12 protein-coding genes and 3 pseudogenes are annotated in these 13,163 nt (G+C 63.7%); 8 read left to right on the top strand and 7 right to left on the bottom strand.

Going from position 1 to position 13,163, the window contains the following annotated elements; genetic code table 11:
* The first annotated feature begins 144 nt into the window (after window positions 1-144).
* Entirely contained in the window at window positions 145-1,533 is a 1,389-nt protein-coding gene (dnaB, locus tag SJY14_RS01655; protein ID WP_054145742.1) for a replicative DNA helicase, read from the top strand.
* Window positions 1,534-1,655: 122 nt separating this feature from the next.
* Here dnaB and SJY14_RS01650 read toward each other — a convergent pair whose 3' ends face one another.
* Window positions 1,656-1,874, bottom strand: coding sequence for a hypothetical protein (locus SJY14_RS01650; RefSeq protein ID WP_396599602.1), 219 nt, complete (start codon window positions 1,872-1,874; stop codon window positions 1,656-1,658).
* Window positions 1,875-2,046: 172 nt separating this feature from the next.
* Window positions 2,047-3,297, bottom strand: coding sequence for a hypothetical protein (locus SJY14_RS01645; protein ID WP_396599601.1), 1,251 nt, complete (start codon window positions 3,295-3,297; stop codon window positions 2,047-2,049).
* Window positions 3,298-3,410: 113 nt separating this feature from the next.
* Between SJY14_RS01645 and SJY14_RS01640 the strand changes: the two genes are divergently transcribed.
* Entirely contained in the window at window positions 3,411-4,004 is a 594-nt protein-coding gene (locus SJY14_RS01640) for a hypothetical protein (RefSeq protein WP_396599600.1), read from the top strand.
* A 365-nt stretch (window positions 4,005-4,369) separates the two neighbouring features.
* Window positions 4,370-6,169 (top strand): AAA family ATPase, encoded by a 1,800-nt coding sequence (locus SJY14_RS01635; RefSeq protein WP_396599599.1) that lies wholly within the window; start codon window positions 4,370-4,372, stop codon window positions 6,167-6,169.
* Between the two features lie 266 nt (window positions 6,170-6,435).
* Here the strand turns inward: SJY14_RS01635 and SJY14_RS01630 are convergent, their stop codons facing one another.
* The 3 genes and pseudogenes from SJY14_RS01630 to SJY14_RS01620 all read right to left on the bottom strand — a co-directional run.
* Window positions 6,436-6,627 (bottom strand): helix-turn-helix domain-containing protein, encoded by a 192-nt coding sequence (locus tag SJY14_RS01630; protein WP_396600240.1) that lies wholly within the window; start codon window positions 6,625-6,627, stop codon window positions 6,436-6,438.
* Between the two features lie 33 nt (window positions 6,628-6,660).
* Window positions 6,661-6,833, bottom strand: a pseudogene (locus SJY14_RS01625) (recombinase family protein); the annotation flags it as partial.
* A gap of 116 nt (window positions 6,834-6,949) precedes the next feature.
* A pseudogene (locus tag SJY14_RS01620) lies at window positions 6,950-7,018 on the bottom strand (recombinase family protein); the annotation flags it as partial.
* A 445-nt stretch (window positions 7,019-7,463) separates the two neighbouring features.
* Here SJY14_RS01620 and SJY14_RS01615 point away from each other — a divergent pair.
* From SJY14_RS01615 to SJY14_RS01605, 3 genes are all read left to right on the top strand, one after another.
* On the top strand, window positions 7,464-8,828 hold the full coding sequence (locus tag SJY14_RS01615) for a hypothetical protein (RefSeq protein WP_396599598.1): 1,365 nt from the start codon (window positions 7,464-7,466) through the stop codon (window positions 8,826-8,828).
* 300 nt (window positions 8,829-9,128) lie between these two features.
* Complete coding sequence (locus SJY14_RS01610; RefSeq protein ID WP_396599597.1) at window positions 9,129-9,437, top strand: histone-like nucleoid-structuring protein Lsr2; 309 nt, start codon at window positions 9,129-9,131, stop codon at window positions 9,435-9,437.
* A 433-nt stretch (window positions 9,438-9,870) separates the two neighbouring features.
* Window positions 9,871-10,926, top strand: a complete 1,056-nt coding sequence (locus tag SJY14_RS01605; protein WP_396599596.1) for a zinc-binding dehydrogenase — start codon at window positions 9,871-9,873, stop codon at window positions 10,924-10,926.
* Between the two features lie 62 nt (window positions 10,927-10,988).
* On the opposite strand, the gene SJY14_RS01600 is transcribed toward SJY14_RS01605, so the two are convergent.
* Entirely contained in the window at window positions 10,989-11,420 is a 432-nt protein-coding gene (locus SJY14_RS01600) for a hypothetical protein (RefSeq protein ID WP_396599595.1), read from the bottom strand.
* A 294-nt stretch (window positions 11,421-11,714) separates the two neighbouring features.
* On the opposite strand from SJY14_RS01600, the pseudogene SJY14_RS01595 reads away from it, so the two are divergent.
* Window positions 11,715-11,795 (top strand): annotated as a pseudogene (locus SJY14_RS01595) (DUF2510 domain-containing protein); the annotation flags it as partial.
* Between the two features lie 15 nt (window positions 11,796-11,810).
* Complete coding sequence (locus SJY14_RS01590) at window positions 11,811-12,725, top strand: hypothetical protein (protein WP_396600287.1); 915 nt, start codon at window positions 11,811-11,813, stop codon at window positions 12,723-12,725.
* Between the two features lie 60 nt (window positions 12,726-12,785).
* Here the strand turns inward: SJY14_RS01590 and SJY14_RS01585 are convergent, their stop codons facing one another.
* Window positions 12,786-13,097, bottom strand: coding sequence for a Dabb family protein (locus SJY14_RS01585; RefSeq protein ID WP_396599594.1), 312 nt, complete (start codon window positions 13,095-13,097; stop codon window positions 12,786-12,788).
* Window positions 13,098-13,163: the final 66 nt, after the last annotated feature.

Raw genomic sequence — 13,163 nt, 5'->3', positions numbered from 1 at the left:
GAACTCGGTGTCCATAAGGTGTACCCGCGCTCGTCAGGGGTGGATCACGGCGGTTCGGCAGGGGGATGTCGGGGGTCTGTCGTACAACTGCCTTGAGCGTCTTCGGTGCTGCCCCGCACCCACCCGACTCTCGCTGGAGGACCCATGTCGATCGCCCATCTCGGTCTCGCTCCCGATGCGTCGAACAACCGCGATCGCGACCGTGGTGGCCCCGTCAACATGGACCGCGTCCCGCCGCACGACCTGCTCGCCGAGCAGAGCGCGCTGGGCGGCATGCTGCTCAGCAAAGACGCCGTGGCCGACGTCATCGAGACGGTCCGCGGCATGGACTTCTACGTGCCCAAGCACGAGGTCATCTACGACGCGATCCTGGGCCTGTACTCGCACGGTGAGCCCACCGACGTCATCACGGTCAGCGACGAGCTGATGAAGTCCGCCGACCTGTCGAGGGCAGGAGGCGCGGAGTACCTCCACACCCTCACCGGCGTCGTGCCCACTGCGGCGAACGCGGGGTACTACGCGTCGATCGTCGCCGAGAAGGCGGTGCTGCGCCGTCTGGTCGAGGCCGGCACGCGCATCGTGCAGATGGGTTACGCGAGCGAGGGCGAGGTCGTCGACCTGGTCAACAACGCGCAGGCCGAGGTCTACAACGTGGCCGGTGGGGTGCAGACCGAGGACTACGTGCCACTGAACGAGGCGGTGACGGTCGCGATCGACGAGATCGAGGCGGCCAAGGGTCGTGACGGTCAGATGACGGGTGTGCCGACGGGGTTCGCGCAGCTCGACGCGTTGACGAACGGGTTCCACCCGGGTCAGCTGATCATCGTGGCGGCGCGGCCGGCGCTCGGTAAGTCGACGTTGGCACTCGACCTGGCGCGGGCGGCGTCGATCAAGCACGGGCAGGCGTCGGTGTTCTTCTCGCTCGAGATGGGGCGTAGCGAGATCGCGATGCGTCTGATGTCGGCCGAGTCGAGTGTGCCGCTGCAGAACATGCGTAAAGGAACGGTCGACGCGCGTGACTGGACGAACATCGCGCAGGTGCGTGGGCGGATCAACGATGCGCCGTTGTTCATCGACGACTCCCCCAACATGACGTTGGTCGAGATCCGGGCGAAGTGCCGCCGACTGAAGCAGCAGCACAACCTGAAGCTCGTGGTGATCGACTACCTGCAGCTGATGACGTCGGGCAAGCGGGTCGAGAGCCGTCAGCAAGAGGTGTCGGAGTTCTCGCGTGCGTTGAAGCTGATGGCGAAAGAGCTGCAGGTGCCGGTGATCGCGTTGTCGCAGCTGAACCGTGGCCCTGAGCAGCGTGCCGACAAGAAGCCTGCGATCAGCGACCTGCGAGAGTCCGGTTCGCTCGAGCAGGACGCCGACATGGTCATCCTGCTGCACCGCGAGTCCGCCTACGAGAAAGACAACCCCCGCCAGGGCGAGGCCGACTTCATCGTCGCCAAGCACCGCAACGGCCCCACCGACACCATCACGGTGGCGTTCCACGGCATGTTCTCGCGGTTCGTGGACATGCCCAGCTAACGAACCGCTTTGTCGTCCGTGAATTAGTTTGTCGAAATGCCGTCCAGATTGTCGCCTTCGGTCGAAAGCGACAAACAGACTCGCAGTTGGGCGGACCGGGTGTCATGTTCGTAGCACCGCGGTCACGACTGCCACTCGTCCGGCTCGGGGTGCAGCCGGCCCGTCATGGCCGACAGCTCTGCCTCGTGCTGGATCATCCACGCGACGGCGGTGTTCAAGCTGCCCTCTCGGCGTAGCCAGGGACGGCCGCCGGCATCGTCTCGGCCGTGGGCGTAGCAGAGGTAGGCGATGCCGCCCAGCTCGGGGCGCGAGAGGACGCAGCCAAGGGGCGCAGAGCGCACCCGGCGGACTTGCCAGACACCGAACGTGCCAGTGATCGGCGGGACTGCGAACGGGTGCGTCGGGATCGGCCGGCGCAGAATCTTCGCCGCGACCTCGCCAGCCCCTCGTACTCCCATGCCGGCAGACGTTATAGCCGACCGCCGACACGAATGCGGACAGGGAAGAAGAGACCTAAACTTTCGGGACTTGAAAACGGCCCGCCGCATCCTTAAGGGCCTGCCTCGCCTGGTCTTTCTCGATATTTCCGAGCGCTACCTGCTGTCTCAGCGCGAAAAGCTCGCGGGTGTCGATAACGCATCCATTGAACGATTCACGAAACGTCTCGACGTCTTCATCTCGGCCGCGCAATACCTGAACTCGCTGCCCTGGGGCAGTGAGTCGCTCCGTGTTGGGGACGTACCAAAGAGCGTTCGGTGGCCGACCTTCGGTCGCGGCATAAGACGCCACAACGGAGCCTGTCTGTAGAAGGTCTCGGGACTTAGCTGTTTTCGTATAGCCCTTCACTTCGACAAGGGCGATCCATCCGGCGTGCATTACCCGCAGGTCTTCACGCTTCAAGCCCTTGTGCTCAGGTAATGAGTCGGAATCCACCACCGTGAAACCGAGTTCTTCGAGCATGACGCGCACCTCATTGACGAGATTGTCGCCTGTTTCCGTCAGTAGGGCTCGCCATTTTGTTCCGGCTGTTTCACTTGCCGCTACTGCATCCACGAGACGCTGGCGATCAGCTCGCACCTCCCGAATTCTCGCGTCTTCTGCCACGTCGAAACGGTCCAACTCCTGTCTCGCTGCTAGCTCCGCAGGCGATGCCCAGCCAATGTCATGCCCCCATACGTCAGAAGACGGGACCCGATCAGGGTCTTGCTCGTGCCAGATTGACAGTGCCACCTTGAGCCATTCCAGAAGGTGACTTCTGGCCTGATTGGGAAGCCAGACCACTGACTCGAATGAGTAGGTCCCCTCTTTTCCGAAGAAAGCAGCCAGTGTGAGACCGTGGTTTAGGCGCTCTGCAAGAAGCGCAGTGGTGTCTCGCTCGGGGTAAACCGGGGTGAGCATGCCTACATAGAGCTCACCCTGAGGGGGCACGCAGGAACTGCGCACAAGGGCTTCGAGGCCAAGGCCCCGGGCATGGTCGGAAACGTCAAAATCGCGAGCTGGGCGTGTTTGCGTCTGCGCCCTCGTAATTGTTCGCGTCGACGAACCCCCAGAGGATCCGCTCATCGTTCGGACAACACCGGGTGAATCAGGTTGCGGCTTAGGTGCGAAGACGAGGCGGCGAGGGTAAACGCCCGCGAGGTCGGAGAAGCCGCTTTCTGCCAGAACAAGAACATCGTGTTCTTCCGCGTGCATATCGTTCATATTTTGGGCGACTACAACGCTTCCCGCCACCGTTCTAATGATTTCGACTTCTGCGTCTGTCATTCCGTGTACCAAAATGCGGGGCCTTGGTGCCCCCACCATGTCATTGTGCATGCGCTTGATTTTGACACTCTTGCGCCGGCGAAGCGCCAGGCGCGAACCGTAGGCTCATTGCTATGAAGCTTGCGGGGCTAAGAAGCGGGACGAAGCGGACTGTTCGACGGTCACAGCGCATCGTCGCTCTGCAAGCTGAGCTTGACGTCCAGGGTCAACGATCTGTGGAGCGCACCCGGACAATTGAAACAAAAGCGGCATATGCCACAACGGCCGCCGCTGCTGTCGTGGCGGCCAGCATCGCGATTCTCAGTCCCGCGTGGGATGACCTGACTGCCATCGCCCCCCTCGTCCTGGCAGCCACGACGATTGTCGTTTCCACGAGAGCCATTGTCCCTCTGGCCCTTGGCGTCGTGTCCGCAGGAGACCTGGTTGCTAGGTACGTCGACGACGACATGCCTCTCACCGATCTTCAAGACCACCTCCTGGAAGTGAGAAAGGTCGAGATAGAAAAACGGGACGGCCTAAATGCGGAACGGGCAGTCTGGATGACAAGGGGGTTTCGATTCTTATCTGCGAGTGTCGTCGCGCTTCTGTTGTCAGCGATAATCAGCGGCATTGCTCAACTAGAAGGAGACCCTTATGCCCCAAGAGGAACGCCCGGACCCGCAGAATCAACCATCTTCCCCAGCTCGGCCCCGCCCGAGCGTCGATGACGTCTTCACGACACTGACCCACGGCGCTGACGGCCCGAACAAAAAGGCTGATGATGAGTGAAAGGCCAGAGCCCACACCGCCGCCGCGTCCGCCCGTGGAAGAAGTTTTCAAGCACATTCAAGAAGGCGAGAAACCGCCAAAAACGCCACCAACAAACCCCCGATAGGCCTCTCGATAGACGATCGGTCGCCGACCACCGGTGGAGGCTGGCCACTCCCGCGCAGCTACGAGGCGCCAACTGTCTCGATAGGTCGGTCCGAAACTGATCTCGATGAACGATCGTCTACCGGGCACGCCATTCCAAACTGCGGTGTGACGGGCGCGCTATGTTGATGATTCGTCACAACATGCGCCTGGGGGCACGATGAAGCTCACGAATGTATCCATTGCCGGCTTCCGGTCAGTCGAATCCATGACTGGACTTCCCATTGGGTCGCCAACCGTCCTGGCAGGCCACAACGACGCCGGCAAGACTGCCATCATCGACGCAATCTCGTTCCTGCTCGGCTCGCTCAAGTTAGAAGAGTCGGACCGTACCTATCTTCGTAGCGAGTCTGGTGGTCTCGAGGACAACGAGATTCATCGCGTGGAGGAAACGTGGGTGGAAGGGTCTTTCGAGCTACGCGATACGGAAGCGGACCTTGGCCCGTCACCGCTTCGTGTCCGTCGAGTCCATCGGAACGGCTCCACTGCTCTTGAAGTGCTCAAGATGGTGCCCGCTGATCACAGCTTGCGCGACTACGCCTCCGCAAAGGTCGACGTCCTGAAGGACCGTCTGGAAGGGCTTGGCCTACCCACGAATGGCCTAAAACCTGAGCTCGTTGCGCGGTTAGATGAGGCTGCTACCGAAGCCGACAAAGTGGAAAAGTGGACCGCGGCTGAAACCGGGCTAGACCGCGCACTCCCAGCGGGTCAGCACTTCGATGCCGCCAGTGCAGTTAATGCAGAAACTGCGATTCAGACAACGCTGCAGACGGCCTACCGAGCGCACCTTGAATCTGACGAACTGCAGGGCAGCGTTCGAACTATCGAAGAGGAACTGGAAGAGAAACTCGTCCGCGACGCTGACGAGATCCGCGACCACATCATGCAGACAGTGCGTGACATCGGGAACGTCTCGATCCAGCCCACGGTCAGTTTTACCAGCGCCAACGGCCTCAAGTCCACGCGGATAACCGTGAAGAATCCTGCTGGCGAGGAAATTGGGTTGCAACACTCCGGCGCCGGCCGTGCCCGTCGCATCGCCCTGGCCGTGTGGGAGCACAATTCGACAGTCATGGCACGCTCCGGCGAAGACGTTGTGCTTCTGTACGACGAGCCGGACACCCACCTCGATTACGGGCACCAACGAGAGCTCATGCGGCTCATCCACGAGCAGACAGAGCATCCAAACGTCACCGTAGTCATTGCCTCACATTCGATGAACCTAATCGATGGGACAGACATCAGTGATGTCATTCACATCAAGCATGCCGAACATCGGACCATCCTCGAGCAACTAGCCGACGACTCCGACGTCGGCTCGCACCTCGGCGCAATCGCGGCCAGCGTGGGCCTCCGCAACACCGTCCTGCTGCACGAACGTCTCTTCGTCGGTGTCGAAGGCGAGACCGAAGCAGGCGTCATCCCAGTGCTCTTCAAACTTGCTACCGGCCGCCATCTGGAATCATCTGGGATCGCTCTCTGGCCCTGCCATAACAACGAGGGGGCATTGCGCTTTGCGCAGTTCCTACACGGACATAACCGGGATGTTGCGTTCCTCGTCGATGCCGACTCTAAGACCACTGCAAAGCACGTTTTCAGCGATGACCGACTCCGCAAGGGCGGTCTAGATCCCGATAAACACTGCTTGTACATCGGAGATCCCCACGAGATCGAGGACGTATTTTCCGACGATCAATGGGCCACCGCGGCGAACGACCTCTGGCCACGTGACAACGAAGATGCACCCTCCACCGTCTGGTCTACAGATGACTTCGCAGCGCTTCGCTCGGGCAAGAAATTTAGCAGCGACATCCTGGACATGCTGCGACCGGGCTCCAGCAAGGCCCCCAAAGGCAAGCCGGACATGCTGCTTTCACTGGTGTTACGCCTCAAGACCAAAGAGGACGTACCTGCACCGCTTATCGATGTCTTCGAACAGCTCAAGCTGCGGGCGCAATAGTTCCTCGCGCACGAAACCTCGCGAGGCGCTGTGCCGGTGTTGGGGCAGCCCAACGGTGCCCCCCAACCGACCGCACCCACATATGCCCGTGGCCCGTCCGCTCAGCGCCACACCAACGGCAGCCATCCGGCGTCGGCGACGTCTCGTGGCGCTGCCTCACCATCACAACAGACACATTCCACCTCCCCCTAATCACACCGACTACAACACCACCCTCCGACATTCGTCACGTGATGCCACTCGTGCGGGGCGAAGACGGCGTCGTTCTAAACCCCTGTTCCATCTCCGCCCCGCTGGATGGCGCGGTAAACCGTCGACCGAGCGACGCCGAAGAGCTCGGCGATCTCGCTCGTGATGTGGGTGCCGGTGCGGTGCAGCTGCACCAGGTGCTTCTCCTGCGAGGCGGTGAGCTTGGGCTTGCGGCCGCGGAGCTTGCCGGCGGCCTTGGCGATTGCCATGCCCTCCCGGGTGCGGGCCCGGATGAGGTCGGCCTCGAACTCGGCCACCATGCCGAGGACGTTGAACAGCAGCCGGCCGACGGGGTCGGTGGGGTCGCAGACCGCTCCCCCGAGATTCAAAGCGACGCCCTTCTTCGTCAGCTCGTCGGCGATGTCGGCGTGTCGCGAAGTGATCGGGCGAGACGGTCGAGCTTCGTGACAAACAGGACATCGCCGGCACGGCACGCCGTGAGAGCTTCGCGCAGCCCGGGCCGGGCCGGGCTCGAGTCGTGCCCGACAGACCGTGGTCAAGATGCACGTGTTGATCGTCAACACCGAGCGCTGCAAGACCGTCACGTTGTGCTGCGAGATCCTGTCCCGAGGTCGAGACGCGGGCGTATCCGATGAACATCCGATGGCTGGAGCGTTTGAACCCCCGTCACCGGTCATTTTTGCGGGACAGGCATACGCGAGTCCGCAGGCCAGGTGCCACTTGACCGCAGCTCGCCACAGCAATCACCCGGAGGTGTCCCGATGAACGACCGCATAGAGGGCCCGAGGTGTGTGAGGAGGGGAGTCTGGAGCCGGGGCTTGTCCGCTCCCGTTGGTCACAGCCGAGTTGTTTCGCCTACGACCGTTTAATGAAGAATGCCAGGTGGACCAAGCCTTGGCCTTTTCCGTCCGCTGGCCCGGCGTCCATAGGGGCTACGGTCAGCTTCCCTTCCTCCGCATCGAATTTCCTTGACACTACCTTGCCCTGTAATTATTCGAACGTCGCGTGGGCCAGTCCCCACTAGGGTTCGGTCAGCGAGGCAGTTTCGCGTATTCATCAAGTTGTCTAAAGGGAAGGGCCCGTCATGCTCGAGGTCAAGGGGTATGGGATGGACGCCACATTCGACGGGCACATGTTCGTTGTCACGGCGCGGAACAAGATTGCCTCGGGGGCTCTTGGTGCCCCCGAGCGGCGCCTCCCGGCCCAAGAAATCATCGCAGTTTCCTACAAGGCACCTTCAATGCTGATAAACGGGGCCTTGACCGTTCAGACGGCCACCGGCATCACGCAGTTCCACTTCCTAAAGAAGACCGTCGGCGACGCTCGCCTTCTCTACGAAGAGATCCTGCGCGCGACCGGTGTGGACGTGAATCTTGTAGCGACCGGCAACCACGTAACGCCGCAGGGCCTAACGGACTTCGTCGACAACACGAAGTCGGCTCGAGAGCGCGCGGAAGTCAACCAGGCCGAGCTGAGGGAGGTGAACGCAAGTAGACGAACTGACCGCGCGCAGGCTGTGACCGAACTCAAGGCGCAACGCTCGGCAGTGAAAGAGCAGAAGGTCGCAGACAAGGCCACCGAGGACGAGGCAACAAAGGCGGTCCTCGAGGCGTTTGCGACGGGCTCTCTCGTGAGTTATCGCGAGCTGGGCGGCCTGGTACCGGTGAAGTCTGCTCCCTACGTCCGCGTCGACGATCGGCTCCGCGAAGCTGCCGAGCATGCAGCCGAGGGCCGAGTAGAGGCGGAAGAGCGCGAGATTGCACTCGCGCTTTCAATCGCAAAGGCCGAGGGTGGACGACCGGTGCGTGGTGCAACGGAGTTGCGGATTCGTCGAGAGGAGGGGGCGGGGCTGCTCCGGGTCGGATCTGAACAGATCGGGCAGATCGACGCTGAAGACGGGTTCTCGCAAACTGCTCGGAAGGGGTCGATGTTCAAGGTCGTGAGCGGCGAGAAGTGGCTCATCGTTAGAAGCGACCGTGTTGTGACGCCCAACGGGGGCTATCCGATCGACCCATACACGTCGGCGCAGGTATACCTGGACGGGCAAGAGCTCATAACGCAGCGCCCGACCTTGACCCGTATGGCTCTGCTCTCACCGTTGCCCGGTAGCGCGATCATCCCTGGAATGGCACTGCAGAAGAAGGAAAAACACGACACTCGGCAGGGTGAGTTTCAAGTGGGAGGTCGCGGATGGGCCGTGCGCGTCATGGTGCACCCGGACAGGCTGTCCGTTCCGCGTCAGATGGCAGAACAGATAAATCGTCACGCAAATGCGGCTGCAGGTGCGCTTCCTGCAGCCCAGCTTGCGGAATCCGCTTTGAGGGAGGTGAGCGCTTCGGATAAGACCGACGTTCTGGCGCAGCTCGAGCGGCTCAATTCACTCATCGCATCGGGTGCCATCACGCAGGATGAAGCCAATGCCCTCAAACTCACCATCCTCAGAAGCTAGAAGATACGGTCCAAGACGCCAACTGCAGCCGCAAGGCGTGGACCTAGGTAGCATCCCCCGATGGTTGTGGCGGCAGATCAGCCACGCTCTGGGAATGACCCTCGGATGCGCATTTCTCGACGCCCATGTTCCGCCCGACGAGACCGACCCGATTCGTCTTCGCAAGGGTGCCCGGTCCGCTCAGTAATCTGCCGTCTCGGTGTGCGGTGCGCAGGGACGCCTATCAATCCTTGGAGTTTCCAAAATGGCAAAGGATTCATTTAGCTTGCCAACCAGATTCAATTGGTCTTTAATTGGATTATGGCAAAGCGCACAATCACGATAGATGACTATTCAGGCGAGCACTTGACGGGCCCGGTCAATCCGACAGTGCTCACGTACAAGGGGCGCGAGTATTCGTTGGATCTTGGGCCCACGAGTGTCCAGCTCTTGGATGAGGCTCTCCGACCTTTCATCGCAGTAGCGGCAGCGAAGCCGGCGCGCCACCTTGTTGCGCCGGAGGACATTCGGGAGTGGGCAAGGAGGCAGGGCATGGCCGTCAAGGACCATGGACGGCTCTCCGATGGAGTCGTCGACGCGTACAACGCGGCTCATGGGGAGCCGGAGTGACGTCCGCAGGTGCTCGCTCGCATCCTGGATCTGCAGTTCCGAGTCACTGGCCCGACGAACGCAGGTAGTTCGGAGACTCCGTCATCTAATCTCACGCCACCCTTGCTGCAGGCACGGTGATTCGAGCTGACAGCTCGCGCTCGCGCAACCACGGCAGGGCGCCGAGCGTCGCGGCGCGGCAGTCAAAATTGGAGTCACGCCGGGCCACTCAGGGAAATTGACCAGCGTGTCGACCTCGCGGATGTGCGTCGAGGCAAGGGGATTCCACGTGGAGTCGTCACGCTGGCCCTAACCCGATCTTGGGGCTCCCGCATTGCTGCGAGACCACTGTGTCGCTTCAAGGTCGCCCCGTCGCGGTAGATGTAGATCCTGGTGCAGCTTGGAGAATGGCCACGCCAGGCAACACCTGTCGCCCACGTCTACCCTGGTGGGCATGACCGACCTCCCTGCCCGCACCCGTTTTGCCACCGTCGACGCCGAGCGCTCGGTCGCCTTCGCCGAGGTCGACCTCGAGGCTCCGGGGGAGCAGCAGGTCGTCGTGCGCATCCGGTACACAGGCGTGTGCGCGACGGACACGCACGGGTGGGCGTCCGGCGGGCTCATCCCCGCCGCGGTGTTCGGCCACGAGTGGACCGGCACCGTCATCGCCGCCGGCAGCCGAGTCACGACCGTCGCCGTGGGGGACCGGGTCGTCGCCAGCGTCGGCCCGCCCTGCGGCACGTGCGCGATGTGCCGCGCCGGACACTCCGACCACTGCGACACCGCCTTCGCCGAGGCCAACGGCATCTCGCCCGACGCCCCCGCCCACGGAGCCTTCGCCCAACACGTCACCGTCCCCGAACGCCGCGTCCAACGCGCACTCGACGGCCTCACCGACGAGCAGCTCAGTCTCGTCGAACCCACCGCCGTCACCTTCCACGCCGTCCGCCGGGCCGGCCAGCGCCTCGGTTCGGTCGTCGTGGTCCAGGGCGCCGGCCCCATCGGCCTGCTCACCGCCCAGCACGCCCGTCACGCCGGCGCCGGAGCCGTCGTCATCGTCGAACCCATGGAGGCGCGGCGCGAGACCGCCCGCCGCCTCGGCCTCACCGACGTCCACGCTCCCGGCGAGGGTTCCACGGCTCGGGTGCTCGAGCTGACCGACGGACTCGGGGCGGACGTCCTCTACGAGTGCACCGGCGCCTCCTCGCTGTTCCAGTCCAGCGCCGAGCTCGTCCGCCGAGGCGGCACGCTCGCGCTGCTCGGCTACCCGATGACCACCTCGGAGGTGTCGTACGGCGACTGGCAGAGCCGCGAGCTGACCGTCATCGGCAGCCTCGCCTACACGCACTCCGACTTCGTCGGTGCGATGCGGGCGCTGGCCGACGGCTCGGTCGAGGCGGGGCCGCTCATCACGGGGACGGTCGGGTTGGACGAGCTGCCGGGGTTGCTCGTGGAGCTGGACAGCGGGAAGACGCAGCACGCGAAGGTGCTGATCGCACCGAACGGGTGAGGGGTAGCGACTGAAGCGTCATACCGATCGTGTCTCGAGGAGACGACCCGCGCCTCCTCGGGTCATTGCTGGTCGGGCACGCAGGCGTAGTCGTCGCCGAAGGCGTCGGTGACGCGACGGATGGCCTCGGGGGTGCCCCACTGTTCGATGTGCTCGCAGGCGTGGTCGGCCCGCGACGCGTACATGCCGAAGGCCCCGACGTCGACGTAGCCGTAGTCGTAGCGTTCCGAGGGGCGTCCGCCGGCGCCGGGCTCGTCGGGCAGGTCGATGACGAAGCCGTCGGGGAAGCGCATCTCGACCCCGTGCGGTGCACAGGTCGGGAGGGCCTCCGTCGTCAGGTCGGCCACGATCACCGGGTCGTAGGTGGTGCAGTAGGGGAGGCGCGCGTCGGAGCCGGACAGCACGAGCGGCACGTCCGGATCGGCCCGCACCGCGAGCACCAGCAGCACCGACACCACGAGCAGCGCGGTGACGATGCCGGCCAGGACCTTCATGAGGTGAACCTACCGCCGAGTGACCCCGCTGCGATCCCGGGGGAGGAGGCGCCTGCAGGACGCGCTGGTCATCCAGCCCCGAAAGGCGCACACCGGGGCTGCGAGGATAATTCGCTTTCCGCTATGGTGTCGCGAGCAGGCAGTGGTGAAGCGGTCGAGGAACTCCCGATCGCCGACTCCTGACCTTCTGGTGCAGTCACTCCCGCTCGGACTCCACCAGGCTTCGCGACGATCCCCCGACGGACGTCCGGCGTAGCTGCACACCTCTGTCGACCCGACCCGAAAGATAGACACTTGCCTCACGAGACACCCGCCGGCTGGTACCCAGCACCGCACGCCAACAACGAACCGCGTTACTGGGATGGACAACGGTGGCACGACGCCGCCCCGATGGTCACCGAGGTGCCGACGATGCCCGCACCAGGTCCCGACGCCATGCAGGTTCCGCCCGCCCAGCCGGGTCCTGACGGGCGGCAGGCTTCGCCCGTCCAGCCGAACGGCATTGCGCCGGGGGCTCGGTCCAGGAAGCTGGCTCTGGGAGCTCTTTTCGTGGGAATCGCCGCGTTCCTCACGGGCCTCGTCCCTGTGCTCGGCCTTTTGCTGGCACTCGGAGGCGTCACTCTGGGCATCTTTGCTCTCGTGAAGAAGCAGCAGAAGAACGCTGCCGTCACGGGCCTTGCCCTCGGTAGCGTCGCCCTGCTCACCGGCATCATCGCGACGTCTGCCGCGCTGGCCGGCCCCGGCACGACGGCGACCGAAGCAAGCGTGATCGAGACGGCCGAGGCCACGACCGAGGTCAGCGAACCTGCCGAGCCGACGGAGGAAGCGCCCGCGCCCGAGGCCTCTGAGCCCGCGCCGGCGGCGAGTGCGGCACCAGCCGCCACCGGCACGATCGAGAGTCCCGCACCACAGCCCTACGTCGCCAAGGGATTCCTCGGCGGGGAGAAGTACAGCCTGACCGCGCGAATCGTTGACGCGAACGCCAACGCGCTCGTCGCGCAGTGGAACATGTTCAACGAAGAAGCCCCTGCGGGCTTCAAGTACGTCGTCGCAGAACTCGCCATGACGGGAATCGACCCGGACGGGGTCGAGCCGTCGCTGGCGTCCTACGATCTCTCTCTGGCGACTCCTGAGGGCAACCGGTACGACAGTGAATACATCATCTTCGGCGACGGGATGCCTTCGATGAGTGATGGCCCGAAGCTCTACCCCGGCTCGGCCTTCACGGGTTACACGGCCTACATCGTGCCCGAGGCGGCTCAGTCGTTCGTCCTTTACGACAACGGTCAGTACATCGCGTTCTAGCCGCGAACGCGGCAAGCGCAGGAGGCGCGGGTCACGTGACCCGCGCCTCCTGCGCCTGCCCTACGCCCGGACGTCGAAGACGACGACGCGGGCGGACGCGTCGCCGAGGTAGTTCGCGACCGGCTGGTGCGAGGGGTGGGGCAGGTAGCCGTCCCGCGCCGCGGGGTCACGGAAGCGCACCACGAGCATCCAGTCGAAGCCGGCCTCGAGCTGCTCGGGGCTGACGCTCTCACCACTCGACACCGACAGCACACCGTCGATGCCGGTCAGGTGCTCGGTCGACAGCCGCGACGCCTGCTCGGCCACGTCGGCCGGGGCTCCCTCGGCCCACTCGACCAACACCACGTGCACGATCTCGCTCGTGTCGGCCATCCGCGCTTCCCCTCGTCTGCGACGCCACCGGACGCGGCACGCCACCTGATCCTCACACGGGCTACC

The organism is Frigoribacterium sp. R86507 (assembly GCF_044597695.1).
In the GTDB taxonomy this organism is placed as follows: domain Bacteria; phylum Actinomycetota; class Actinomycetes; order Actinomycetales; family Microbacteriaceae; genus Frigoribacterium.
The sequence above is the reverse complement of the archived record's forward strand: the minus strand, read 5'-3'. Positions and strand labels throughout refer to the sequence as shown.

Excerpts from the sequence above, each read along its gene's own strand:
- dnaB (WP_054145742.1), top strand. The coding sequence starts at position 145 with ATGTCGATCGCCCATCTCGGTCTCGCTCCCGATGCGTCGAACAACCGC.
- SJY14_RS01645 (WP_396599601.1), bottom strand. The coding sequence starts at position 3,297 with ATGACAGACGCAGAAGTCGAAATCATTAGAACGGTGGCGGGAAGCGTT.
- SJY14_RS01640 (WP_396599600.1), top strand. The coding sequence starts at position 3,411 with ATGAAGCTTGCGGGGCTAAGAAGCGGGACGAAGCGGACTGTTCGACGG.
- SJY14_RS01635 (WP_396599599.1), top strand. The coding sequence starts at position 4,370 with ATGAAGCTCACGAATGTATCCATTGCCGGCTTCCGGTCAGTCGAATCC.
- SJY14_RS01630 (WP_396600240.1), bottom strand. The coding sequence starts at position 6,627 with ATGGCAATCGCCAAGGCCGCCGGCAAGCTCCGCGGCCGCAAGCCCAAG.
- SJY14_RS01615 (WP_396599598.1), top strand. The coding sequence starts at position 7,464 with ATGCTCGAGGTCAAGGGGTATGGGATGGACGCCACATTCGACGGGCAC.
- SJY14_RS01610 (WP_396599597.1), top strand. The coding sequence starts at position 9,129 with ATGGCAAAGCGCACAATCACGATAGATGACTATTCAGGCGAGCACTTG.
- SJY14_RS01605 (WP_396599596.1), top strand. The coding sequence starts at position 9,871 with ATGACCGACCTCCCTGCCCGCACCCGTTTTGCCACCGTCGACGCCGAG.
- SJY14_RS01600 (WP_396599595.1), bottom strand. The coding sequence starts at position 11,420 with ATGAAGGTCCTGGCCGGCATCGTCACCGCGCTGCTCGTGGTGTCGGTG.
- SJY14_RS01590 (WP_396600287.1), top strand. The coding sequence starts at position 11,811 with ATGGTCACCGAGGTGCCGACGATGCCCGCACCAGGTCCCGACGCCATG.
- SJY14_RS01585 (WP_396599594.1), bottom strand. The coding sequence starts at position 13,097 with ATGGCCGACACGAGCGAGATCGTGCACGTGGTGTTGGTCGAGTGGGCC.